General features: G+C 68.8%; 18 protein-coding genes and 2 riboswitches. Of the genes, 5 read left to right on the top strand and 13 right to left on the bottom strand.

From position 1 onward, the window contains the following. Positions 1–8: 8 nt before the first annotated feature. Both H0B56_RS09465 and H0B56_RS09460 read left to right on the top strand, forming a co-directional pair. A complete protein-coding gene (locus tag H0B56_RS09465) occupies positions 9–965 on the top strand; it encodes a 3-methyladenine DNA glycosylase (protein ID WP_180892610.1) in 957 nt (318 codons plus the stop codon). 291 nt (positions 966–1,256) lie between these two features. After that, positions 1,257–1,775, top strand: a complete 519-nt coding sequence (locus H0B56_RS09460; RefSeq protein WP_180892609.1) for a hypothetical protein — start codon at positions 1,257–1,259, stop codon at positions 1,773–1,775. A gap of 45 nt (positions 1,776–1,820) precedes the next feature. On the opposite strand, the gene H0B56_RS09455 is transcribed toward H0B56_RS09460, so the two are convergent. Then, entirely contained in the window at positions 1,821–2,651 is an 831-nt protein-coding gene (locus tag H0B56_RS09455; protein ID WP_343063823.1) for an aldo/keto reductase, read from the bottom strand. Between the two features lie 97 nt (positions 2,652–2,748). Between H0B56_RS09455 and H0B56_RS09450 the strand changes: the two genes are divergently transcribed. Next, the gene (locus tag H0B56_RS09450) at positions 2,749–3,984 is read left to right on the top strand and encodes an MFS transporter (protein ID WP_180892607.1); all 1,236 of its coding nucleotides are present in this window, start codon (positions 2,749–2,751) and stop codon (positions 3,982–3,984) included. Between the two features lie 39 nt (positions 3,985–4,023). Here H0B56_RS09450 and gcvP read toward each other — a convergent pair whose 3' ends face one another. The 8 genes from gcvP to H0B56_RS09410 form a co-directional block, all read right to left on the bottom strand. After that, positions 4,024–6,936, bottom strand: coding sequence for an aminomethyl-transferring glycine dehydrogenase (gcvP, locus tag H0B56_RS09445; protein WP_180892606.1), 2,913 nt, complete (start codon positions 6,934–6,936; stop codon positions 4,024–4,026). Positions 6,937–6,995: 59 nt separating this feature from the next. Further along, positions 6,996–7,109, bottom strand: a riboswitch (glycine riboswitch). Continuing rightward, positions 7,110–7,209, bottom strand: a riboswitch (glycine riboswitch). It abuts the riboswitch before it with no gap. Positions 7,210–7,255: 46 nt separating this feature from the next. Beyond that, a complete protein-coding gene (locus H0B56_RS09440; protein ID WP_180892605.1) occupies positions 7,256–7,822 on the bottom strand; it encodes a MerR family transcriptional regulator in 567 nt (188 codons plus the stop codon). 341 nt (positions 7,823–8,163) lie between these two features. Beyond that, a complete protein-coding gene (locus H0B56_RS09435; protein ID WP_089301382.1) occupies positions 8,164–8,637 on the bottom strand; it encodes a bifunctional nuclease family protein in 474 nt (157 codons plus the stop codon). A 249-nt stretch (positions 8,638–8,886) separates the two neighbouring features. Further along, the gene (gene ftsR, locus H0B56_RS09430) at positions 8,887–9,588 is read right to left on the bottom strand and encodes a transcriptional regulator FtsR (protein ID WP_343063854.1); all 702 of its coding nucleotides are present in this window, start codon (positions 9,586–9,588) and stop codon (positions 8,887–8,889) included. Between the two features lie 212 nt (positions 9,589–9,800). After that, a complete protein-coding gene (garA, locus tag H0B56_RS09425; protein WP_180892603.1) occupies positions 9,801–10,271 on the bottom strand; it encodes a glycogen accumulation regulator GarA in 471 nt (156 codons plus the stop codon). Between the two features lie 270 nt (positions 10,272–10,541). After that, positions 10,542–10,925 (bottom strand): glycine cleavage system protein GcvH, encoded by a 384-nt coding sequence (gene gcvH / locus H0B56_RS09420; RefSeq protein WP_089301380.1) that lies wholly within the window; start codon positions 10,923–10,925, stop codon positions 10,542–10,544. Between the two features lie 53 nt (positions 10,926–10,978). After that, entirely contained in the window at positions 10,979–11,596 is a 618-nt protein-coding gene (clsA, locus tag H0B56_RS09415; protein ID WP_425484518.1) for a cardiolipin synthase ClsA, read from the bottom strand. A 147-nt stretch (positions 11,597–11,743) separates the two neighbouring features. Then, entirely contained in the window at positions 11,744–12,577 is an 834-nt protein-coding gene (locus H0B56_RS09410; protein WP_425484516.1) for a crotonase/enoyl-CoA hydratase family protein, read from the bottom strand. A 330-nt stretch (positions 12,578–12,907) separates the two neighbouring features. Between H0B56_RS09410 and H0B56_RS09405 the strand changes: the two genes are divergently transcribed. After that, positions 12,908–13,807: an alpha/beta fold hydrolase gene (locus tag H0B56_RS09405; protein ID WP_180892601.1), complete on the top strand. Its 900-nt coding sequence runs from the start codon at positions 12,908–12,910 to the stop codon at positions 13,805–13,807. Here the strand turns inward: H0B56_RS09405 and cobA are convergent. Then, positions 13,774–15,012 (bottom strand): uroporphyrinogen-III C-methyltransferase, encoded by a 1,239-nt coding sequence (cobA, locus tag H0B56_RS09400; RefSeq protein ID WP_180892600.1) that lies wholly within the window; start codon positions 15,010–15,012, stop codon positions 13,774–13,776. The two genes, H0B56_RS09405 and cobA, sit on opposite strands and share 34 nt — an antisense overlap. Positions 15,013–15,421: 409 nt before the next feature. On the opposite strand from cobA, the gene H0B56_RS09395 reads away from it, so the two are divergent. Continuing rightward, complete coding sequence (locus H0B56_RS09395; RefSeq protein WP_180892599.1) at positions 15,422–16,231, top strand: class I SAM-dependent methyltransferase; 810 nt, start codon at positions 15,422–15,424, stop codon at positions 16,229–16,231. 27 nt (positions 16,232–16,258) lie between these two features. Here H0B56_RS09395 and H0B56_RS09390 read toward each other — a convergent pair whose 3' ends face one another. The 3 genes from H0B56_RS09390 to H0B56_RS09380 all read right to left on the bottom strand — a co-directional run bounded on the left by H0B56_RS09390 (position 16,259) and on the right by H0B56_RS09380 (position 19,404). Next, a complete protein-coding gene (locus tag H0B56_RS09390; protein WP_180892598.1) occupies positions 16,259–17,173 on the bottom strand; it encodes a cation diffusion facilitator family transporter in 915 nt (304 codons plus the stop codon). A 96-nt stretch (positions 17,174–17,269) separates the two neighbouring features. After that, positions 17,270–18,295, bottom strand: a complete 1,026-nt coding sequence (locus H0B56_RS09385) for an LLM class F420-dependent oxidoreductase (protein WP_180892597.1) — start codon at positions 18,293–18,295, stop codon at positions 17,270–17,272. Positions 18,296–18,384: 89 nt separating this feature from the next. Then, positions 18,385–19,404: an oxygenase MpaB family protein gene (locus tag H0B56_RS09380; protein ID WP_180892596.1), complete on the bottom strand. Its 1,020-nt coding sequence runs from the start codon at positions 19,402–19,404 to the stop codon at positions 18,385–18,387. Positions 19,405–19,432: the final 28 nt, after the last annotated feature.

The following is a 19,432-nucleotide window of genomic DNA, read 5'->3' as shown; positions in this document are numbered from 1 at the left end:
GTACACGTATGACGCGCAGCGACGCTACCCTCGCCTTCCCGCACACGGTGCTCGCCGAGGAGGACTGGCGTGCCCGCGAACGCGCCCACGCCGAACGGGTGCGCCACTGGACCGAGCCGCACCGGCAGCGCAAGGCACGCGGTGCCAAGCACCCCGTCTGGGACTTCCTGTTCACCTACTACTCCTACCGGCCCTCGCGGCTGGAGCGCTGGCAACCCGGCCCGGGTGTCGTCCTGACCGGTACGGGCGCGCGCCAGTTCCTCGACCGCGCCGGCTATCGCGTGGTCTCCGAGGGCGTCACCCTCGATATGGCACGGTTCGACCGGACCAGGAGCGACTCGACCCGGTTCATCCTGTCCCTCCTGGAAGCCACGGCCGGCCGCCAGGCCCGGCTGAACTGTTTCGGGCTCCACGAGTGGGCCATGGTCTACCGCGAGCACGGCGACGCCATCCGGCATTCCGAGGTACCGCTGCGGCTCGGCGCGGACGGCACCAACGACGTCGTCGACGCACTCGACGTACGCTGCAGCCACTACGACGCGTACCGGTTCTTCACCGAAGCGGCCAAACCGCTGAACTCCACCGCACTGACCCGCTCCGGACAGCGCACGCACGAGCAACCGGGGTGCCTGCACGCGAACATGGACCTGTTCAAATGGGCCTACAAGCTCGACCCGTTCGTCCCCTCCGAGCTGCTCGCCGACACCTTCGAGCTGGCCGCACGGGTTCGCGAGCTGGACATGCGGGCGAGTCCCTACGACCTGAGTGACTACGGCTTCTCCCCTGTCCGGATCGAGACCAGCCAGGGGCGAGCCGAGTACGCGCGCGCCCAGGCGGAGTTCGCCCGGCGGGCCGCGTCCCTGCGCGCGACGCTGATCGACCACTGCCGGACGCTGCTCGGCGACGGCGGTGAACCGGACGCCGCGGGAGATGTTCACACCGGGCCGGCCGCGATGGGAGGCTGACCGACACGGCCAGTGAACATCGCTGCTCCAGGTGAGCGACCGGCGGGAGCGAGCGCAGACCGACCATCACATTTTGTTGACCCCGCTCGCCTTCCGGAGTGATAGCATCAGCGGCGGTGCACGTGCATATATCGATCTGATTGCGAAAGGGTCTCGACACGGATGGGGCGACACAGCAAGGCAACGCCTCGCGCGGGTTCCCCGGTCAGGCGTCCTCGACCGTCCGGAAGCCACCGGGCGGACGACGACGCGCCACAGCGCCGCGGCATCGCCGGCTGGGCGATCGCCAGCATGGTGGCAGCGGGACTGCTCGCGATCGGTGGTGTCGGCTGGGTATGGGGCACCAACGCGATGAATACCCGGGCAGAGGCACAGTCGCAGGAGTGCGAGGAACACAGCACCCTGCATGTCCTGGCCGACGAGGGCATCATCGACCCGCTCGAGGCCGTCGCCGAGGAGTGGAACGCCGGTGACGAGGTGGTGCGCGCGCACTGCGTGACGGTGCAGGTGACCAGTGCCAACTCGGAGATCGCCGGCGAGACGCTCGCCGAGGCCGACACGGACAGGGATATCCCCGCGGTCTGGATCCCGGCCTCCACCGGTCAGGTCGACACCCTGGCCGATGCCCGTTCCGAACGCATCGCCGCGGAACCCGAGTCGGTCACCGGCGACGGGGACGGCGACTACCCCCTTGTCCGGATCCAGGGCCCCGGGGTGGACGATGTGCAGGAACGGGCCGCCCAGAAGTTCCACACGTTCGTATTCGAACCGGACCGGCGAGCGGTGTTCGACACGCTCGACGAGCCGTGACCCCAGCCGCTAACCCCAGCGGCTAACCCCGGCGGCTAACCGCCGCTACGCGCGGTTGAACGTGTCGGGATCCGGGCCCGTGCGAGTGCCGTCGTCGAGCTCACCGAGCGTCGCCATGTCTTCGGCGTCGAGCTCGAAGTCGAAGACGTCGTAGTTCTGCACGATCCGCTGCTGGGTGACGGACTTCGGGATGACCACGTTGCCGAGTTGGATGTGCCAGCGCAGCACGATCTGGGCGGCGGTCTTGCCGTGCTTGCTCGCCAGCCCCGTCACCCTGCCGTCCCCGAGAAGCTCGCCCTTGGCCAGCGGGCTCCACGCCTCGGTGACGATGCCGTTGGCCTCGTGGAAACGGCGCAGCTCGTGCTGTTGCAGCCGCGGGTGCAACTCGATCTGGTTGATGGCAGGCGGCACGTCCGCCTCGTCGAGAAGCTTCCGCAGGTGCGGGATGTGGAAGTTCGACACCCCGATGGCCCGCGCGCGTCCTTCGGAGCGGATCCGTTCCAGTGCCCGCCAGGACTGCGTGTACAGGTCACGCTCGGGAACGGGCCAGTGGATCAGGTAGAGGTCGACGTAGTCCATACCCAGTGCCGTCAGGCTCGCGTCGAAAGCAGCCAGCGTCGCGTCGTAGCCGTGGTCGGAGTTCCACAGCTTGGTCGTGACGAACAGCTCGTCCCTGCCGATCCCGCAGTGCTGCACGGCCTTGCCGACGGCTTCCTCGTTGCCGTACGCGGCGGCCGTATCGATGCTCCTGTACCCGGCGTCGAGCGCCATCTCCACGCTCCGGGCGGTCTCCTCCTGCGGGATCTGGAACACTCCGTAACCGAGCTGCGGAATCCGCACACCGTCGTCGAGTGTGATCTGCGGGGTCATGGTCACTCCTCCCGTGCGGCACACACGTGACGCGCCGCACCCGACGTACCCGTCACGCAGAACGTTCGCTTGTCTCACGAGATGATCGCACAGTGACATGCCTATGAGTAACGAGACCGGCCGAGACTCGCGGGCCGCCGGGGTCACTCCCCTGCCCCTGGCGTTCCTGCTGCTGGGCACGCTGGCGGTGCACGTGGCCATGTTCCTCAACCGTCCCGCGGCGTCCTACCGCGTGCTGGCACTGGACGGCGACGCCCAGGCTGTCGGGCTCGTCGCGGCGTCCAGCGCGGTGCTGCCTGTCGTGCTCGCCATCCCGATGGGCCGGTGGTCGGATCGCGGCAAGGCGCCTGCCCTTCTTCTCGGCGGCGGGGCCGTCATGGTGCTCGGGTCACTCCTGCTCGCCCACGCGGGATCGCTGCCGAGCATGGCCGCGTCCAACGCGATCCTCGGGATCGGGCAGCTCGCGCTCATGGTCGCCGCCCAGTCGGTCGTCGCCGACCTGTCCGGTCCGGGGCAGCAGGACAGGAACTTCGGCCTGTTCACAGCCGCGGCCTCGCTCGGGCAGCTGCTCGGACCGCTGCTCGGCGGCTGGGTGATCTCCGGCCGGGACTCCGCGGAGCTGCTGCAGGCCACCACACGGGCCTTCTGGGTGGGGGCGGGGGCCTCCGTGCTGATCCTGCTGTTCTACGGTCTGATGGTGTTCGTCCTGCGCGGCAGCACGTTCGGCACCACAGCCCCCGCGGGCGAGGCCCATCAGCCGGGCCGCGGCTCCGCGCTGGCCATGCTGCGCAACCGCCAGCTGTCCGTGGCGGTCTTCGTGAGCTTCAGTGTCATGGCCACTGTAGACCTGCTCGTCGCCTACATGCCTGTACTCGGGGAACACCACGGCTTGTCGCCCACCGTCGTCGGTCTCCTGCTCGCCGTCCGAGCCGGGTTCTCCTTCCTGTCCCGGCTGCTCATCCCGCTCCTGCTTCGCCACGTCGAGCGCCTGCTGCTCCTCGCCATCAACGCCACGCTCGCCGCGGGCATCGTGCTCGGCGTGGTGATCATCGGCGACCCGATCACGCTGGCCGTGCTGATGATGGTGCTCGGCATGAGCCTGGGACTCGGCCAGCCCCTCACCATGACCTGGGTCGTGCGCGAGGCACCCACCCAGCTCCGTTCCACGGCCCTCGCGCTGCGTATCACGGCCAACCGGGTGGCGCAGGCAGCCGGCCCGGCGGTGGCGGGCGGGCTCTCCACGCTCGTGGGCGTCGCGGGCCCGTTCTGGCTGATGGCGGTGCTGCTCACGGCGAGCACCGGCGCGATCCTGCCGTTGCGCCGCGGGCCCCGTGCGTGACAGGTGGAACCACCCCGTACGCACGGGGCCCGCGACGGATCAGCTGGAGTACGCGTCCAGGGGCGGGCAGGAGCACACCAGGTTGCGGTCCCCGCCTGCCTGGTCGATCCGCCGGACCGGGGGCCACACCTTGTGCGCCGGGTTCCCCGCGGGGAACACCGCGATCTCACGGCTGTACGGCCGGTCCCACTGCCCGGCGATGCACCGCGCGGTGTGCGGAGCATGACGCAGCGGGCTGTCCTCCAGCGGCCACTCGCCGGAGGCGACCCGGTCGATCTCGCCACGAATGGCGATCATGGCGTCGCAGAACCTGTCCAGCTCGGCCAGGTCCTCGCTCTCCGTCGGCTCCACCATCAACGTGCCGGCGACCGGGAACGACATGGTGGGCGCGTGCAGCCCGTAGTCGGCGAGGCGTTTGGCCACGTCGTCCACGGTCACGCCGGTGGACTTGGTGATACCCCGCAGGTCGAGGATGCACTCGTGGGCCACGAGACCGTCCTGTCCCGCGTACAACACGGGGTAGTACTCGTCGAGACGGCGCGCCACGTAGTTCGCCGTGGCCACGGCCGTCAGGGTCGCCTTGGTGAGCCCTTCCGAGCCCATCATGCGCACGTATGCCCAGGAGATCGGCAGGATCGACGCACTCCCCCACGGCGCGGCACTGATCGGGCCGACGCCCGTCTCGGGACCGGCGGCTTCCTGCAGCGGATGGTTCGGCAGGAACGGCGCCAGGTGCTCGCGAACGCCGATCGGCCCGACGCCGGGCCCGCCGCCACCGTGCGGGATGCAGAAGGTCTTGTGCAGGTTCAGATGGGACACATCGGATCCGAACTTGCCGTACCGTGCCAGTCCGATCAGCGCGTTCAGGTTCGCACCGTCCACATAGACCTGACCACCCGCGTCGTGCACGACACCGCAGACCTCCTGCACGGTGTCCTCGTACACGCCGTGCGTGGAGGGATAGGTGATCATGATCGCCGCGAGGTCGTCCTTGTGCTGTTCGGCCACGTCGCGCAGGTGCGCGAGGTCGATGTTGCCCTCGCTGTCACACTTGACCACGACCACCCGCATGCCTGCCATGACCGCGCTCGCGGCGTTCGTGCCGTGCGCGCTCGAGGGGATCAGGCACACATCGCGGTCCGGCTCACCACGCTCCCTGTGGTATGCCCGGATCGCGAGCAGGCCGGCGAACTCGCCCTGACTGCCGGCGTTCGGCTGCAGCGACACCGCGTCGTATCCGGTGATCTGCGCGAGCCACCGCTCGAGGTCGGCGATCACGCGGAGGATCCCCGGCGCGTCCTCGACAGGGGCGAACGGGTGCAGTTCGGCGAACTCCGGCCAGGTGACCGGCTCCATCTCGGCGGTGGCGTTGAGCTTCATGGTGCAGGAACCCAGCGGGATCATGCTGCGGTCCAGCGCCACGTCCGCGTCGGCCAACCTGCGCAGGTACCGGAGCAGCGCTGTCTCGGAACGGTAGGTGTGAAAGACCGGGTGGGAGAGGTACTCGCTGTTGCGCGTGAGCTCCTCCGGCAACGCGCCGGGGGTCTCGGCGTCGAGGCTGTCCACATCCGACACCGAGACACCGAATGCCTTCCACACCAAGCCAAGGTGCTCGCGCGTGGTCGACTCGTCACACGTGATCCCGACGTGGTCGTCGTCGATCTGCAACACGTTCACGCCGAGCCCGCGCGCCGACTGCACCACCGTGGCCGCGCGGCCGGGAACCCGGGCACGCACGGTATCGAAGAAGTCATCGTGGACCACCTCGACACCGTTGCGGGTCAGTCCCGCGGACAGCACCGCAGCCATCCGGTGTGCGCGCATCGCGATGGCTCGCAGCCCCTCCGGCCCGTGATACACCGCGTACGCCGAGGCGATCACGGCCAGCAGCACCTGGGCGGTACAGATGTTGGATGTGGCCTTCTCGCGCCGGATGTGTTGTTCCCTGGTCTGCAGGGCGAGCCGGTAGGCACGCGTACCGTCGGCGTCCACGCTGACGCCGACCAGGCGGCCGGGAAGGTGCCGCTCGAGGCCCTCGCGCACGGCCATGTAGCCGGCGTGCGGACCGCCGAAACCCATCGGAACGCCGAACCGCTGCGCCGAGCCGACCACGACGTCGGCCCCCATCTCGCCGGGCGCGCGGACCAGCGTGAGCGCCAGCGGGTCGGCGGCGACGACCGTCGCGGCACCGATCTCGGCAGCCTCGGCGATGACTCCCTCGATGTTGCGCAGCCGACCAGAGGCGCCCGGGTAGGACAGCAATACGCCGAAGGCCTCCTCATCGACCCCGGCTGCGGCCAACCCACCGGACAGGTCGGCTCGCACGATCTCGATGCCCAGCGGCTCGGCGCGCGTCTCCAACACCGCGATGGTCTGCGGCAGGGTGTCGGAGTCGATGACGAACCGGCTGGACTTCGACTTGCTGGAACGCCGGAGCAGCGTCATCGCCTCGGCAGCGGCCGTCGACTCGTCCAGCATCGAGGCGTTCGCGATCGCCAGGCCGGTGAGATCGGAGATCATGGTCTGGAAGTTCAGTAACGCCTCCAGCCGGCCCTGCGAGATCTCGGGCTGGTACGGGGTGTAGGCGGTATACCAGGCAGGGTTCTCGAGGATATTGCGGCGGATCACCGGCGGCGTGATCGTGCTGTGGTAGCCGAGCCCGATCATCTGGGTGTTCGTCCGGTTCTCCGCGGCCAGCGAGCGCAGCTCGGCGAGCGCCTGCGCCTCGGTGGCCGCGGCAGGCAGGTCGAGCGACCCGGTCACCGAGTCGTTCTCGAGGATCGAGGACGGAACGGCGCGGCGCGCCAGCTCCTCCAGGGAGTCCACGCCGATGACCTTCAACATCTGCGCGAGCTCGTCACGGCCTGGGCCGATGTGTCGCTCTGCGAACGGCGTACCGTGCTCGAGCGCGGACAGCGAGGTCGGCTCATGGGGGTGACGCTCTGTAGCCATCTGGTGCCTCCGGGGTCGGGTTCGCGGCGCGGGTCACTACCTTGCTGCGGCCCTCCCCACTGTCTATGCCCGTACTACGGGCGCCTGAGAGGTTCACCCGGCTCCCGGCCGAGCTTGCACCTTCGGCGGGGTCGTCGCGGGGCTGGCCCGTACGACCCTCTTTCCAGAGGCAACTCACACTCGCGGTCCTTGGTGCCTGAGAGGTTCCGGGGAGGAGTTGCTCCTTCGGCGCCGGTCAGCGTCTCACCGACCGGACTCTCCCGCGAGGCTACTAGCGTCTGCACCTACACTCTATCGTGTCTGAAACGCGCGAGCTGCATCAACCGGTGCGGCGCGCGTCGCGCCGCTGGGACAGCTCGTCAGGTACCACCGTCTCCATCTCGCCGCTGTCGGCACGTTCCGCGGGGAACTCGTGAATCGTTCCGGAAATCTCCTGCATTGCCCCGCTCACGGCGATACCGAAGACGCCTTGACCTCCCTGGAGCAGGTCCACGATCTCCTCGGGAGAGGTACACTCATAGACCGTCGTGCCGTCCGAGAACAACGTCACGCGTGCGAGATCGCGCACACCGCGCTCGCGGAGATGCTCGACGGCGACCCGGATGTTCTGCAGCGATACGCCGGTGTCCAGCAACCTTTTGATCACTTTCAGGACGAGGATGTCCTTGAACGAGTAGAGTCGCTGCGAGCCCGAGCCGTGCGCGGTACGGATACTCGGCCCGACGAGCTTGGTGCGCGCCCAGTAGTCGAGCTGGCGGTAGGTGATGCCAGCGATCTGGCAGGCCGCGGCGCCCCGGTAGCCGACGAGCTCGTCCGGCAGCGACGAGTCCGGAAACAGCTCGCCCTGCTGGCTCTGCGCCACGTAGACGGGCTTCTCCTCGACCACGCATACCTCCCCTCGCCCGGCCTTGAGCGGCCGACGAACATGACCGCCACCCCGAGGTAGAGGCGAGCGGCGCCGAATCACACCCACGCGATTCGCCGAGTGGGAGAGCGAATCACACCCACGTGTCACCTGATCATCGACTGAATCACATCGACGCGATTCGTCTACTAAGACACTAAGCGTGCCGAGGAAGCGGGTCAACGCGACGCGCGGTTAACCTCAAGTTCACATTGAGGCTTGACGTATGGGTACCGTGCCGGCCAGGGAACTCGCCGGGAAGCGGCGAGGTGTGATGCTCGATACCCCGGAGAGGCGCAGGCGGGGGTATCCCGAAACGTGCCTCAGGTGTCCGCCCCTCGGAAGTCCTCCGGGGAGACCGAGTCGAGGAACTCCCGGAACTTCTCGACCTCGTCCTCCTGCTCGTCCGGGATGAGCAGGCCCGCCTCATCGAGCACCGTCTCCGCGGCGTGAATGGGTGCGCCGGCGCGGAGCGCGAGCGCGACCGAGTCGCTCGGCCGTGCCGATACCCGGACGTCACCATGGAACACCAGTTCGGCGAAGAACGTCCCTTCCTTCAGGTCGGTGATCACGACCTGTTCCAGTTCCTTGCCGAGAGCGCCGATGACTTCCTTGAGAAGATCGTGCGTCAGCGGCCGCGCGGGACGCACTCCCTGCTGCTCGAGCGCGATCGCCGTGGCTTCCACTGATCCGATCCAGATCGGCAAGTAGCGCTCGCCCTCGCTCTCCCGCAGCAACAAGATCGGTTGGTTATTGGGCAGTTCGACCCGAACACCCACGACGTGCATCTCGCTCATCGGGCCTCGCCTCCCTGTACAGTGCGCCGGCTGACGCTTCTACCCGGCACTTCCCATATCGCTGCCATCGACGCTACTCGCCATACCGTCACTAGGCACAGCGTAAGCTCCATTTTCTCTCACTTGAAGGGTTCCGCGCGTACGGGGCCGTCCGTGTCCCGTTCGATGCCGAACCGCACGACCGGCAGCGGCGCGACCGCCACCGCAGGCGGCAGGGCCGTCCGCACGCCACGCCTCGTCCGCGTCCTGCTAGGTGCCCGTCACGCTCCGGATCCCGGACTTGACCAACAGCGTGTGCAGTGTGACCGACAGCGCGGCGAGCTCGCGGACCACCTCGTCCGCCCTCGCCCGCGAGTCGGCGTCCCGCTGCCGGGAAACCGGAGTCACGATCTGCTCCAGCAGCCCTACCTCGCGATCGGCCGACGCCCGGAAGGCACGCAAGTGCCTCGGCTCGATGCCGTAGGTGGTCATCGACTTGACCGTCCTGGCCACATGCACCGCATCGGCGTCGTAGAAACCTGCTGCGCCCGGCGTGATCAACCCATACCGTTCCAGTTCAGCCAGCATCGCGTCGTCGATCCCGGCCTCGCTGAGCAACTCCTCCTTGGTCAGCCGGATCTCCCGCGACGCCGCGAAGTCCCCGGCCGTCGGGGCCGCGTAGGAGTCCCCGTCCAGCGACGCCAGCTGGCGGGGCAGCCGCGGCATCGGAGTCGACGGCTCCAGCCCCCTGTCGACGGCGTCGAGCTGCTCCCTGATGACCTTCAACGGCAGGTAGTGATCGCGCTGCGCGGAGAGCACGAAACGTAGCCGCTCCACGTCGGCGCCCGTGAACTGCCGGTATCCGGACGACGTCCGTGCCGGCTGCACGAGCCCTTCGGACTCGAGGAACCGGATCTTCGAGATCGTGACGTCGGGGAACTCGGGGCGCAGTTGCGCCAGTACGGAACCGATGCTGAGCCCGTCTCGGGGCCCTTCTCGGGACCCGTCACCGGGTTCGTCCCGGGACTGGCCCTCCGCAGCCGTCACTGCTCCCTCCTCCCACTGCTCGAACCGATCACGGATGCACGAGTGTGTCACGTCCGGAGGGCGCTACTCGCCCCCGTCAGCGACCACGCCACAGCACGAACACCGCCGTGCTCATGCGCGGGCGGGAGACGCCGAGGTCACCGGGCGCCCTGGCTCCCCTCCGCTGCCGCGGCGGTCAGGAACACCAGCCGGAACTTGCCGATCTGGACTTCGTCTCCGCCGGCGAGTACCGCCTGGTCGACGGGCTCCCGGTTGACGTAGGTGCCGTTGAGGCTTCCCACGTCGATCACGACGAACTCGCCACCCTCGCGGCGGAACTCCGCGTGCCGCCGCGACACGGTCACGTCGTCGAGGAAGATGTCGCTGTCCGGATGGCGTCCCGCGCTGGTGGTGTCCCTGTCGAGCAGGAAGCGGGAGCCCGCGTTCGGGCCGCGCTTGACGACCAGCAGGGCCGAGCCCGCCGGCAGAGCCTCCACTCCCGCGGCAGACGCCTCGTCCTGGGCGGGTTGTTCCTGCCCCTCGGCTTCGGAAAGGAAGTCAGCCCGGAAGACCGAGGTCCTCTCCGGAGACTGCTCCGGGGGAACGCCGGGCTCGTCGTTCGTGCTCACCTGAGGTCTCCTTACGCGCTGTGGGCTTGATCGGATACCGGGCTACGCGTCACCGCGAAGGGCCGTCAACCGGCTGTTCGCCCTGCTCCACCAGCTCCCGGGCGTCCGGCCGGCTGCTCGTGTTCGCTGGATGGTGATCAGCCCTCCCACTGAACCGCTGCCTGGATGATTGTGTTCCTGCCAACGTACCGTGTCGGTACCGGCCTCGTGACCGAGACTCCCGGATCTCCTGGGCCCGGGCCGGCACCGCACGCGGCGGCGCGACAAGAGTTAATCGGAGATCAACCTCGTGTACGCCTCGGCGTTGAGCAGACCCGCCGTGCTCGAGGCGTCCGCGGGGGTGATCTCGATGAGCCAGCCCGAGCCGTAGGGGTCGTCATTGATCAGATCGGGTGACTCCGAGACCGCCTCATTGATCGCGGCGACCTGACCTGCCATAGGCGCGAACAGTTCCGAGACGCTCTTGGTCGACTCGACCTCACCGAAGACCTCGCCCACGCTCAGCTCCTTGCCGACCTCGGGCAGATCCACGAAGACCACGTCACCGAGCTGGTCCTGGGCGTACTCGGTGATCCCGATGCGCACGTTGCCTGTATCCCGCGCATCGACCCACTCGTGTTCTTCGGTGTAGTGCAGTTCCTCAGGAACGGACACGTCACGTTCCCCTTTCTCCTCGTTCGGCCTGTGCAGCGGCGCTAGTTTCCCACCTACGCCGATCGCGCCGCACGGCGACTCCCTTGCACCGCGCGGAACGTCTGGAGCACGTACAACACACCGGACCAGACGTAGAGCACTCCGCCCCAGATCATGAGCGCATAGGCCACCGGGCGGGCGAGCTCGGCGATCGCCGATTCCCCCTGGATGAGCAAGAGCAGCGGGAAGGCGTACATCAGCACGAAGGTCGCGCCTTTGCCAATGTAGCTCACCTCCGGCAGCCGGAAACCACGGCTCCGGATGATCAACAACGAGCTCGCGAGCAGGACCTCACGGCTGACCAGGACCACGATGACCCACCAGGGAAGGATGTCGCGGTACAGGAAGGCGAACAGCGTCGTCAGGATGTACAGGCGGTCGGCGGCCGGATCGAGAAACTCGCCGAGCCTGCTCATCTGGTTGAGCCATCGGGCGAGCTTGCCGTCCAGCCAGTCGCTGAACCCCGCGAAGACCAGCACCACGATCGCGAGCTCGTCGTAGCGTGGGCCGAGCAGCAACCACAGGAACACCGGCACCAACGCCAGGCGCACGACCGACAACGCATTGGGGACGGTGAACATCTGCCGGACCAGGGTCAACTCCTGCCGACCCGAATTGAAAGGCGTGCTCACCTGATCACAATACGATCGCCCACCGACGCGGGAGAATAGCCACCGGTGTGACTTCGCCCGCTTACTCGTGCCCGCCCGCTCGTACAGGGCGGCTCATCCCCCATCATCTCTGACCTCCCACGATGCGCCTCGGCCCCGTCGTACACATCACTCGCCGGTGAACTCGGGGGCACGCCGTTCCATGAAGGCCTGCACGGCCTCGCTGAGATCCTTGCTCGGCAGGAACGCCGCGTTCCATGTCGACACGTAGCGCTGGCCCGCCTCGACCTGAGCCTGCGTGTTGACCCCGAGCACCTCCTTGGTTCCCTGCACGACCAGCGGCGGGTTGGCCGCGATCTCGGCGGCCAGTTCCCGTGCCGCGGTGTACATCGACTCCCGGTCCGGATAGACGTCGTTGACCAGCCCGATCCGCTCGGCTCGCGCCGCATCGATGTCACGTCCGGTGAAGGCGAGCTCGCGGGCGTGACCCTCTCCCACGATCGTGCCCAATCGCTGCAGGGTGCCCAGATCCGCCACGATGGCCACCTTGACCTCGCGCACGCTGAACTTCGCTTCGGCACTGGCGAGACGGATGTCGGCCGCGGTGATCACGTCGATGCCGCCCCCGATACACCACCCGGTCACCGCAGCCACGACCGGCTTGCGGGTTCGCGCGATCGAGTTGACAGCCTCCTGCAGCCGCCTGATCTCGTCGAGGAAGGCCGTACGCGGACCCGCCAGCGCATCGCCACCGAGGTACTCGGACCATTGCGGCAACATCGCCTGCAGGTCGAGGCCGTAGGAGAAGTGCTCGCCGCTTCCGGTCAGCACGATCGCCCTGACCTCGGGATCGGCGTCCGCGGCGCGGAAGACCCGCGGCAGCTCGTTCCAGAAGTCCGGCCCCATCGCGTTGCCCTTACCGGGCCCCAGCAGGGTGACCTCGGCCACATGTCCCGTACGCTCCACCCGCAGAGACGCGAGCTCGTCCAGATTGTCGATCATGCGGACCATCCTCGCGCATCGGGCACGGCCCTGACCAATCGTCAACACGTGCATGCCCCGGAGTGCTGTTCACAGGTCGGTGGACGGGGCCTCCCGCATGAGGTTCGCGGCCGCCGACCACGGATGCCAGGCGATGCTCGGCGACGTGCGTGCGGGGAGCCGCCCGAGATATGAACGAGGCGCCCGGAAAACCCGTACCATGCGGGAGGACCGCTACCACCATCGTGTTCGAGCGCGGGTTCGCGCACGGCCCGGCCCGGGAGCGACCCGGTGGCTCCCGCAGGCTGCCCCGTGCCTGACCCGTCCCGCTAGTCGAGTGGAGCCGCGATCATGAATCTACCGGTGGACGAACTCACCCCGGAACCGTCGCCGGGCGCCGCCCGCCCGCACCGTCCCGGGCCTCGTTTCGAGCTGGCAGGCTCGTTCCACCACGACGGGTTCCGGCTGGCCTACACGGAGTACGGCGACGGTGACGCCCTCGTCGTGCTGACGCACGGTCTGCTGATGACCCGCCGGATGCACCAGCCGCTCGCCCGCAGCCTCGCGGACCGGGGTTTCCGGGTCGTCACGCTCGACCTTCTCGGGCACGGTGAGTCCGACCGCCCGCCGGAGTCGTGGCGCTACTCGGTGACCGCGTGCGCCAGCCAGGTACTGGCCTTGCTGGACCACCTCGGCGAGGACAAGGCCGTTGTCGGTGGCACGTCCCTCGGCGCGAACGTCGCTCTGGAGGTCGCCGTGCGCGCCCCGAACCGCCTGCACGGCCTGCTCGTGGAGATGCCCGTGCTGGATAACGCCGTGTTCGCAGGCTTGCTCGCCTTCCCACCCCTGCTGTTCGCCGCCCGGTTCACGCCACCCGTGATCAACGGTGTCGCCACGCTGACGAGGTTGATCCCGCAGCGCAACCAATGGGTCGCCGTGCTCGCCGACACCCTGCGGCAGGAGCCGGCACCCATGGCTGCCGTGCTGCACGGGATCCTGTTCGGAAGGATCGCTCCGCCACGCTCGCTGCGCCAGGAGATCGCCACCCCGACACTGGTCATCGGGCACTCCAACGACCCGGTACACCCGTTCGGCGACGCCGACACGCTCGCCAACGACATGCCGGAGGCCGAGTTCGTTCGGGCGCGCAGCCCCGTGGAGCTCCGCTTCGACCCCGCCCGGCTGACCGAGGCGATCGGGGACTTCCTCACCGACCGCTACTCGGCCGCGGGCTCCCGCATCCCCGCGTAGAGACCGGCGACGGGACCGATCACGATCACGGCAGGCGGGCGTATGCCTTCCGCGGCGACGTCGTCGGCGACGGTCTCGAGTGTGCTGTGCAGCACCCGTTCCCGGCGCGTGCTGCCCTCCTGGATGACCGCGACCGGGGTATCGCCCGGACGACCACCGCCGCGCAGGGTGTCGGCGAACTGCCTGATGCGTTCCACGCCCATCATCAGCACGATCGTGCCGCGTAGCTTGGCGAGCGCGTCCCAGTCGGTGAGCGACTGTTCGTCTCCCGGCGGTACGTGACCGGAGACGACCACGACCTCGTGCGCGACGCCGCGGTGGGTCACGGGCACGTCGCCGAGCGCGGGTGCCGAGAATGCGCTGGTGATGCCGGGAACCACCGACACGGGGACACCGGCCTCGGCACACGCGAGCGCCTCCTCGAACCCGCGCCCGAAGACGTACGGGTCGCCGCCTTTGAGCCGCACGACCGACTTGCCCTCCTTGGCGCGCTCGACCAGCGTGGAGTTGATCACCTCCTGGCTCGCCGCGCGGCCATAGGGGATCTTGGCGGCGTCCACCACCTCGACGTGCGCGGGCAGCTCGTCGAGCAGCTCGCGCGGGGCGAGCCGGTCGGCGACGACCACGTCCGCTCGTGCGAGCAGCTTGCGGCCAGCCACCGTGATCAGCTCCGGGTCCCCCGGCCCGCCACCGACCAGCGTGACCGAACCGTGTCCACCCGCGCCCGAGGGCGTGGCCCCGTCCGCGACCCTGCCCTCGCGCAGCGCCTCGACCAGACCGTCGCGTACCGCTGCCGAGCGCAGCGGGTCACCGCCGGAGAGCACCCCGAGAAGTACACCACCGTGCACCCCGCTCGCTGGGGTGACAGCACTCCCCTCCTCCCCCGCGTCGGCGCGGACACAGAACACCCGTGCCCGCTCGGCATCGGCACACACCGCGGCGTTCACATCGGGATCGTCCGTGCACGCCAGCGCGTACCAGGCATCATCGAGGTCGCCGGGTGTATAGGCGCGGCGATGCCAGACGAGCTCGCCCTCGTCGGCCAGCGCGCTCACGGCGGGAGTCGTGTGGGGTGAGATCAGTTCCACGTGGGCGCCGGCACCGATCAAGCGGGGAAGGCGTCGCTGCGCGACCGTGCCGCCACCCACCACGACCACGCGACGTCCGGCCAGGTCCAGGCCAACCAGGTAGTGCTGCTCTGCCATGCGTATAAGCATGCAGGGTGACCCAGTACACCGCGCCGCCAGGGTGTTCGGACGGGCCGCCGACCCGGCCCTCCGCCAAGGCGGGCACCTCGGACGAGCCGCCGTCGTCCGTGGCCGTCGTCCGTGGCCGCGCTCGCCGGGATCCCCGCATCGGTGTGGGAGCCGAATGTGACATTGCGTTCCATAGAAGAACCAAATGTCACATTCGGCTCCCACACGCTGTCGCCTTTCTCACCGGATCGACTTGCTCACCCCGGGCGGTTCCCGAGCGCGCGAAGTCCTGCTCCACCACCCGCACCCGGTGCGCGAGCCGGAAGGCGAGTTCCCCCGAACCGGTTCCCAGCACAGTGGACGGTGAGCGTAAGCTCGTGCCACGTAGGCTCGTCAGGTACCTTCACGCGATTGGCCGATGACCATGCCCGAAGCCGGTGAGATCTTCCATGCGGCTCACGCCGAGTTCGCCGAGTGGTCGCCGCGACTGTGGCGACCACTCGGCGAGATCACGGCCGCCGTGTCGCGCCCGCAGCCGGGTGAGCGGGTCCTCGACGCATGCTGCGGCTCGGGCGCCTCGGCGCTCCCGGCTGCCCGTGCCGTAGGGGCGGACGGTTCGGTGGACGCGCTCGACCTCGCGGAGAACCTGCTGGTCCAGGGGCGGCGAGAAGCCGAGTGGCGGAAGCTGGCGAACCTGCGCTTCATCAACGGCGACGTGACCACATGGCAGCCGCCCCAACCCTACGACCTGGTCCAATGCTGCTACGGGGTGTTCTTCTTCCCGGATATGGATGCCGGTGCCCGGCACCTGACATCCCTGCTGCGGCCCGGTGGACGGCTCGCGGTGACCACGTGGCTGGAAGGCGGTATGGAGCGGATCGTCCCGCTCGCCAGGGACGCGGTCGGCGAGGTGCGACCGGACCTCACCGAGTCGTTCGACCGGCCGAACTCGAGCGAGCGGGTGAACACCGCCGGCAAGGTCCGGGACTGGCTGGGATCGCTCGGTCTCGAGCGGATCACCGTCGAGACGGCGACCTACCGGCAGCCGCTGCACCCGGACGACGCGTGGACCTTGCTGCTCGGCGCGGCCCTGCGCGGACTGCTCGATCAGCTCTCGCCGGCCGAGCTGTCCGAGGCCCGTCGCCACTTCGAGGGCGGGATGCACAGCACCGCGATGAGCGAGCTCGATGCCAGCTCACTCGTCGCCGTCGGCCACACCGCACGGTGATCGTCCCGGTCTCGCTCGCGCGGGCGGTCACTCGGCCCAGGCACGATCGGCCGTGAACGACACCGTGAGCCACAGCTCGTAGTCCAGGTCGCTGAGCCCGTCGGTGATCTCCCGCCGGATCGCGTCGAGCACCTCGACACTGCGGTCCGGGGTGTGCTCGCCGACGATGTAGTCCACCTCGACCACCAGCTGGCCACCAACCTTCGTGCTGCGCAGGTAGGTGTCGTCGAAGCCGTGCCGCTGCTGGACCTGCCAGACGCACCGCCGGAGGCGCTCCTCCAGCTCTCGCGGCGGGGCCATGAAGAGGACCTCGCGGAAGCCGTGCATCAGCAGCCGCAGCGGCATCGCGAGGAACAGCAGGCAGACGAGCGCGACCATCGTGGGATCGACGTAGGCCGCGAACCGCTCGTAGCCGGTCCGCTCGAGCACCGCGGCCGCGATGAACCCCGCGAGCACCCCCGCGCTCAGCACCGTGTCCATCAGCCACTGTGTGGTCTCCGCGCGGACCAGGTCGGAACGCACCGCGCGCTGCTCCCGGCCGAGATAGGCGGCCACAACGCCACAGCCCACGGTCGCGGCGGCCGCATAGGCCACCGCCCAGCCCGTGTTGACCTCCCGACCACCGGTGAGCAGCTCCATCACCGCGACGCTCAACGCGTAGACGCATAGCGTCCCGATGGCGATGGCCTTGACGATGATCGTCAGCGGCTCCAGCGCGTCCCGGCCGAACGGGAAGCGCTTGCTCTGCCCCTTGCGGATGATACGGAAGCTCAGCAGCGACAGCAGGGACAGCAGCACGCTGATCAGCGAGTAGAGGCCGTCGAAGACGATCATCTGGGACCGCACGGCCAGGCCCCACCCGATCGCCAGAACGGCCCAGAACAGCGCTGCCCACACCGACAGCAGGATCAACCGGCCTGCCGAATTACCCGCGCGACTCATCGTCGATCACTCTAGCCGGGCCGGGGGCGAGCCGAAGGACTCCTCGGGTACCACATGTGTACCGAAGGAGTCCTTGGGCTCGCCCCCGGCTCGCCGTCAGGACACGATCTCGGCGGCCGTGCGCAGGAGCGAGGCGTCGCCGCGCAGCAGCAGGCTGGTCACCACCGTCTCGCGCCAGGCTTGCAGCTCGTCGCGGATCTTCGCCGGTGGGCCGATCAGCGCGATGTCCTCGACGAGCTTGGTCGGGATCGCCGCCGCGGCGTCGTTCTTGTGGCCTGCGAGGTACAGCTCCTGCACCTTGGTCGCGGTTTCCTCGTACCCGAGGCGCGCGAACACGTCGCGGTGGAAGTTCATCTGCTTGGCGCCCATACCGCCGATGTAGAGGGCGAGCGAGGGGCGGATGAGGTCCGCGCACCGTTCCACATCGTCGTCCACGATCAGCGGAACCGAGGCGGGGACCTCGAAGTCCTCCCAGCCGCGCCGTGCACCCGGCCTTGCGAAGCCCTCGGCGAGCGCATCGCGGTAGAACTTGTTGCTGCGCGGCGAGAAGAACATGGGCAGCCACCCGTCGGCGATCTCGGCGGACAGCGCGACGTTCTTCGGCCCCTCGGCAGCCAGGTAGATCGGCAGGTCGGCACGCAGCGGGTGCACGGTCGGCTTCAGGGGTTTTCCGAGCCCCGCCCCACCCTGGTACGGCAGCTGGAAGAACTCACCGTCGTAGGTGACCGGCGCCTCCCTGGCGAGCACCTGCCGCACGATGTCGATGTACTCGCGCGTGCGAGCCAGCGGGCGCGGGTACGGCTGGCCGTACCAGCCCTCCACGACCTGCGGGCCGGAGGCACCCAGTCCCAGCACGAACCGGCCGCCGGACAGGTAGTCCAGGCTCAACGCGCTCATCGCCGTCGCCGTCGGTGTACGTGCCGACATCTGCACGATGTTGGTCCCGAGCCGCACCGTCGAGGTCGACGACCCCCACCATGCCAGCGGCGTGAACGCGTCCGAGCCGTACGCCTCGGCTGTCCACACCGAGTCGAAGCCGAGCCTGTCGGCTTCCCGGATCGCCTCCAATGCCCCGTGCGGTGGACCTGAGGACCAGTACCCGATGTGGTAGCCGAGTTTCATCGCACCTCGCTCACCTGACGTCTCCGGCGGATACGGGCCATCATCGCCTGTAGCCGGCCACGACGCATCCGCACACAACGTGAAACATGTTACAGAAAGCGTCGGGTGAGTCGCGACAGCCCGCGTGAGGCCGGCTCCACCGGCGGGGAGTAGTGCTTCGGGCTGTCCCGCTCGGCACGGGGCGGCAGGTTGCGATAAGGAGTCTCGACCGTTCCGGTAGCCGCCCGTGCGCGCCGCGCCCGTCGCCACGCCGCCCTGGCGCGCGGGTGGTAACGCCACTCGAACGGGACCAGGTTCCAGCAGGCGCTGGTCACCGCGCCGACAACCCGGAAAGCCGCCTCGTCGCCGCGCCCCCACCTGTACCCCAGCCGCGCACGCACCGCGGGGTGGTACAGCCCCACGGTGAGCCAGGTGAACCCGCGCGCGACCGGCCTGCGCAGCACGCGCCACAACGGCTCGGGCAACCACCACAACGCGGGAGGCCTGCTCAGCTCGCTGAGGTCCAGCACGTCGCGGGTGGCGTTGTTGACCTCGAGCACGCTCGTGCACATGTGCTCCCAGTAGCGCTGGAACTCCTCCCAGTCGGCAGGCACGGGGCGCATGCTCATGCCGTACAACCCGTACCACCGCACGCTCTCGTCGTAGAGCGCGCGCTTGGCCTCCTCGGACAGCCCCTCCCCCAGCCGGTCCTGGAAAACGATCATGCCCATGAAGAAGGTGGCGTGTGCCCAGTAGTACGTCTCCGGGGTGAGCGCGTGGTACGCCTGGCCGTGCCGATCGACACCGCTCACCTCCGTGTGATACCCGCGGACCTCCCGCGCTGTGGTCGCCGCCCGCTCGCCGTCGTAGACCACGCCGTAGATCGGGTACAGCGAGCGGAACAACCGCGCGAACCGTTCGGTGAAGAACTGCGAGTGCTCCTCGACACCCGCGCCGAGCTGCGGGTGCATGTTCTGCATCGAGCCCGCCCACAGGGCGAGCAGGATGCCGCGCCAGTCACCGAAGTAGCGCCAGGTCAGCGACTCGGGACCGAGTGGCTCGGGTGCGGCACGCTGCGCGCCCCCACTCGCGCGCGGCCGTGCATCGGCGGGGACGTCGTACTGCACCATCGTGACCTCATCCCTGCTACACAGAAAC

This window comes from Haloechinothrix aidingensis (assembly GCF_013450155.1).
Taxonomy (GTDB): domain Bacteria; phylum Actinomycetota; class Actinomycetes; order Mycobacteriales; family Pseudonocardiaceae; genus Haloechinothrix; species Haloechinothrix aidingensis.
This window is presented reverse-complemented; position numbering and strand designations above follow the sequence as displayed.